This window comes from Micromonospora sp. ATLC20 (assembly GCF_057196585.1).
In genome coordinates this window covers 1-4,228 of sequence record NZ_JBXUOV010000290.1, presented here as the reverse complement: position 1 = coordinate 4,228, position 4,228 = coordinate 1, and the positions used below count along the sequence as shown (strand labels likewise).

Here is a 4,228-nt window from a genome sequence, read left to right as displayed (position 1 = left end):
CCGCCGCGGCGACCGCCGGCCTGGGGGCCGGCTTCGCGGCGGCCGGTCTCGCGGGTCGGCAGCGCGGGACGACGTTGCCCTGCGGATGCTTCGGTCGGCCAGAGGGCCGTCCGCTGGGTGTGCGGAACGTCCTGATCGGGCTCGCGCTCGTGGGCTTCGGCACCGCGCTCCTGCTCACCTCGCCGGCGGCTCTCCCGGCCGACCGGATGGCCGTCGTGGCCGCGAGTCTCGTCGCGGGCATGGCCCTGCTGTTGTGGCGCGGCATGGTCGTCGACCTGGTCCGGCCCCCGACGCGCCCGGCCGGCGCGGAGCTGTCTAAGGAGATCGCTGGATGAGTTACCTCTTCGGGTTCGGGTTGCTGGTGGTCGCGGGCGCCGTGGTGGTGCTCTTCGCGATGCTGGGCGAGCTGTACGCGCGCTCCGGCGGCATGGAGGGCGCGGGCGCGCCCGGCGGCGGCAGCGGCACCGTCCGGTTGCTCGACGGAGCCCGCGTCGGGTCGCGGCCGAAGCGCTGGCCCGCCGGTCTGGCGGAGGTCGCCACCGCGGACCTGCGGGTGGTGCTGGTGTTCAGCACCTCCTGCAACAGCTGCGAGAAGGCGGCCGGCGAGGTCGGCGACCTGGCCGACACGCGTGACTTCGCGCTCCTGATCTCGACGATCGACCAGGAGCGCGGCGAGCTCTTCATGACCCGACACGAACTGGCGGTACTCCCGCACCACATCGACGTGGGTGGCGAATGGGTGGCGGAAGAACTGGGCGTGATGACCAGCCCGTCGGCGCTGGTCTTCCGGCACGGGCGCCTGGTTTCGGCATTGTTGTTCACCGATCTGGCGGCGCTCAGCGCCGCCGTCTTCCCGGTCAAGGAGGCTGTTGGGAATGAATGAGGAGAAAATGACGGCGACAGGCCGTCGCGGGGGTAGCCGGCGAGGCTTCCTCGCAAAGATCGGCGTCGCCGGCCTGGTGGCGTCGGGGGCGGTCTTCGCCCGCTCGACGCCGGCGATGGCGGGCAACTACCAGTGCTGCAACCTCGTCTACGTCCCACCGAACATCTCGTACTCGACGTGCAGTTCGGCCACCTACAAGTACATCTGGTACTGCTCGGTCAACGCCTACCTGCACTGCAACTGCTGCGAGAAGAAGACCAGCTCGGGCAGCATCACCGGATCCGGCGCCCACTGCCAGTACAACTGAGCCCGCCGATGGTCGTCTGGCTGGTCGTCGGCATCGCGGGAGCGGTGCTGCAGATTCTCAGTCCTTGAGGCCTCTCCATGGCTGGGGTCGCCAGCCCTATGTTGAGGCGGAACGTATCTGAAGGACTTCGATTCCTGGCGGGCCTCGCGGTCGGCGGACTCGTCGCCGGAATGGTTCTCGCCGTGCCGGTCTACCTGATCGGATCGGCGGTCGGGGAACTGGCCCCCGAGACATGGCGGGTCGTGGCCCTCGTCGCACTCGCGGTGCTGTTCGGCGTCCTGGATCTGCTCGATCGGACGCCGCACATCTGGCGACAGGTGCCGCAGCGACTGGTCCGGACCCTGCCGGCCGGCACGCTCGGGGTGGTCTGGGGAATCGACCTGGGTCTGCTCTTCACCACGCAGAAGACCACGTCGCTGATCTGGTTGGCCACGGCGGGCGTCGTGCTTGTCGCACCCGGATCCGCGCCGTTGGTGCTGGTTGTCACGGCCCTCACCGTGACCCTCCTGGTCACTCTCTGGAGCCTGACCAGGAAGGCCGCCGAGATCGAGGAAAGGAGTGACCGGCTATGGGTGAGTCGGGTTCGACGGGTCTCCGGAACGGCGATGCTGCTGCTGGCGGCAGCCCTCGCCGTGACCGTCGTTTCCCCGTGACCCCCACTCTGGAACCCGACACGACCCAGGGGCAGGTGGTGATCACCAGGTTCCACTGCGGTGATCTGGTGCGCGTGCTGGTCGTCCTGCTGCTGCATCTGCGGGTGAAGCGGGACGTCCGTCGCCATGCCGAGGGCTTCCTCGGCATCAGGCTGCTCGTGCGGTGGCGGGAGCGGACGGTGTGGAGCATCTCGCTCTGGCGGGATCTCGACAGCGTCTACTCGATGGGCGGGGTGTCCAGGCACGTCGCCGCGTCGAGGGTGCCCGCGAAGCTCGGCGTCACCACCAGTTGCGACATCTTCTGCCACGTCGGTGAGTGGACCCGGGTCATGTTCGGCGGCGGCAGGTGTCCGTCCCGGCCCGGCGGACGCTCCGGAGATTGATGTCCAAACACATGTGAACAACAGGTTCTGCTAATCGGGAGGAGTCCCAGAATGCCTTTGCCAACCGACCGCGGCGTCGTGGTCATCGACGTCGAGGACGACGGTACGAGCACCGTGCGCATCTGTGCGGAGGTCGTGAACGGCGCACCCGTCGACGTCTTCGCGGAACACCACGGCGCCGTGCACGTCCGTGTGCACAACGACGTCCCGATGTTCACCCAGGGGCGGCGTAGCGTCTCCAAGCGGATCGCCGAGGTCTACGACGACAACGGCACGATCAACGTCGGCCGGGTCCGCGGCGCGGCCTGATCCGTTAGTCGGCGCGGGGGACGGGCCGGTCGTGCCGGCGGCCGGTCCTCCGCGCGTTTCCCGTTCTCGTGTTCCCCGTCCCGCCAGACGGGCGGACAGCGGGGCGGCCCGCGCGTCCGTCACCGGGTGGACAGCGGAGCGACCTGCGCGTCCGTCAACGTCAACAGGTCGGTCGGGGCCAGCTCGACCTGGAGCCCGCGCCGGCCCGCCGAGACGTAGACGGTGGGATGGGCGAGCGCCGACGAGTCCAGCACCGTGGGCAGCCGCCGGCGCTGGCCGAGCGGGCTGATCCCGCCGCGCACGTAGCCGGTGGCCCGCTCGGCCACCGCCCGGTCGGCCATGGCCGACCGCTTACCGCCGACGGCCGCGGCGAGGGCCTTGAGGTCCAGTTCGCCGGTGACCGGCACGACCGCCACGGTCAGCGCGCCGTCGACCTCGGCGACCAGCGACTTGAACACCCGCTCCGGCGGCACTCCCAGAGCCGCCGCGACCAGCGCGCCGTAGTTCGGCGCGTCCGGGGAGACGTCGTACGGATGGGTGCTGTGCGCGATCCTCCGCTTCACCAGCAGCGCCGTCGCCGGAGTGCCCTGTCCCGCCATGACCGTCACGCTAACCGGGCGCGGCGCGGGTGGGCGAGTTGAAAACACCCGCGCCCCGAGGCGCGGGACGACCGGCGCGTCGGGTGCGGGCAGGGCCGCACCACCTCGTCGGACGGCAGCCCGGCCGGTCGGCGCCAGCCCGACGGGCCGGTCGGCGCCTACCCGCCGGGCCGGCAGACCAGCACCGTCGGCGCGCCGGCCACGCGGGTCAGCACCAGGCCGGCCGCCTCGTCGCCGGCCAGCCTCAGGTCACGGCGCAGCTTCTCCGGCTCCAGCGCCGACCCGCGCTTGCGGATCTCCACCCGGCCGACGCGGCGTTCGCGCAGCAGGGCACGCAGCCGCTTCAGCGAGAACGGCAGCACGTCGGTGATCTCCAGGCAGCGGGCGAACGGGGTGGGCCGGGCCTCGTCGGCGTACAGGTAGGCGATCGACGGATCGGCGAGCGTGGCGTCGAGGTCGGTGGCCAGCTCGGCGACCAGGTGCGCGCGTACCACCGCCGGATCCGGGTCGTAGAGGAAGCGCCGGACCGGTCCCACCGGCGCCTCCTGTGCGCCCGTGCCGGTGAGGTGATAGGAAGGGACCCTTTTACTACCGGAGGCGTTAAGAAGGGGCCCTTCCTTCTCGCGCAGCACTGTGGCGCGGCGCGGGACCTCGGCCAGGTCACCGCACCAGAGCGCCGCCTCGACCAGGTCGCCGTCCACGCTCACCCACTCCGCCTCGGCGCCGCCCGGGATCAGCGCGTGGTCCAGCCCGGGTGCCACCTTCACCGCGGTCCGCGGCACCCGCGCGGCCAGGCCGGTGACGAAGTCCCACGGCGGGGAGTAGGCGTTCGGGTCGAAGACGCGCCGCCCGGTGCCGGCCCGCCGCCGCGCCGGATCGCAGAACACCGCGTCGACCCCGCTCACGTCGAACGCCGTGGCGTCACCGCAGGAGACGGTCACCAGGTCGGCGAGCCCGGCCGCCTCGGCGTTGGCGGCGGCCATCTCGGCGGTCAGCGGGTCGGCCTCCACCGCGTACACCCGGATGCCGGCGCGGGCCGCGGCGAGCGCGTCGGCCCCCAGCCCGCACCCCAGGTCGGCCAGCGTGGTCACGCC

General features: G+C 71.6%; 8 protein-coding genes. 6 read left to right on the top strand and 2 right to left on the bottom strand.

Annotation, left to right across the window (positions count from 1 at the left end; all coding sequences use genetic code 11):
* From AC2CHG_RS30225 to AC2CHG_RS30200, 6 genes are all read left to right on the top strand, one after another.
* On the top strand, positions 1 to 335 hold a 335-nt coding region (locus AC2CHG_RS30225; protein ID WP_484526085.1), incomplete at its 5' end, for a MauE/DoxX family redox-associated membrane protein.
* Positions 332 to 883 (top strand): hypothetical protein, encoded by a 552-nt coding sequence (locus AC2CHG_RS30220; protein WP_484526084.1) that lies wholly within the window; start codon positions 332 to 334, stop codon positions 881 to 883. The genes AC2CHG_RS30225 and AC2CHG_RS30220, both read left to right, overlap by 4 nt.
* Positions 876 to 1,190 carry a hypothetical protein gene (locus tag AC2CHG_RS30215; protein ID WP_484526083.1) on the top strand — a complete coding sequence of 105 codons (315 nt, stop codon included), beginning with the start codon at positions 876 to 878 and terminating at the stop codon, positions 1,188 to 1,190. Before AC2CHG_RS30220 ends, AC2CHG_RS30215 begins: the two co-directional genes overlap by 8 nt.
* 182 nt (positions 1,191 to 1,372) lie before the next feature.
* Complete coding sequence (locus AC2CHG_RS30210) at positions 1,373 to 1,843, top strand: hypothetical protein (protein ID WP_484526082.1); 471 nt, start codon at positions 1,373 to 1,375, stop codon at positions 1,841 to 1,843.
* The gene (locus AC2CHG_RS30205) at positions 1,840 to 2,226 is read left to right on the top strand and encodes a hypothetical protein (RefSeq protein WP_262013044.1); all 387 of its coding nucleotides are present in this window, start codon (positions 1,840 to 1,842) and stop codon (positions 2,224 to 2,226) included. The genes AC2CHG_RS30210 and AC2CHG_RS30205 overlap by 4 nt, the downstream gene beginning before the upstream one ends.
* A 51-nt stretch (positions 2,227 to 2,277) precedes the next feature.
* Positions 2,278 to 2,535, top strand: coding sequence for a hypothetical protein (locus AC2CHG_RS30200; protein WP_141721744.1), 258 nt, complete (start codon positions 2,278 to 2,280; stop codon positions 2,533 to 2,535).
* Between the two features lie 119 nt (positions 2,536 to 2,654).
* On the opposite strand, the gene ybaK is transcribed toward AC2CHG_RS30200, so the two are convergent.
* Together ybaK and AC2CHG_RS30190 are read right to left on the bottom strand one after the other, a co-directional pair.
* Positions 2,655 to 3,134, bottom strand: a complete 480-nt coding sequence (ybaK, locus tag AC2CHG_RS30195; protein ID WP_262013043.1) for a Cys-tRNA(Pro) deacylase — start codon at positions 3,132 to 3,134, stop codon at positions 2,655 to 2,657.
* 158 nt (positions 3,135 to 3,292) lie between these two features.
* The coding region (locus AC2CHG_RS30190; RefSeq protein WP_484526081.1) for a THUMP-like domain-containing protein at positions 3,293 to 4,228 on the bottom strand (936 nt) is incomplete at its 5' end.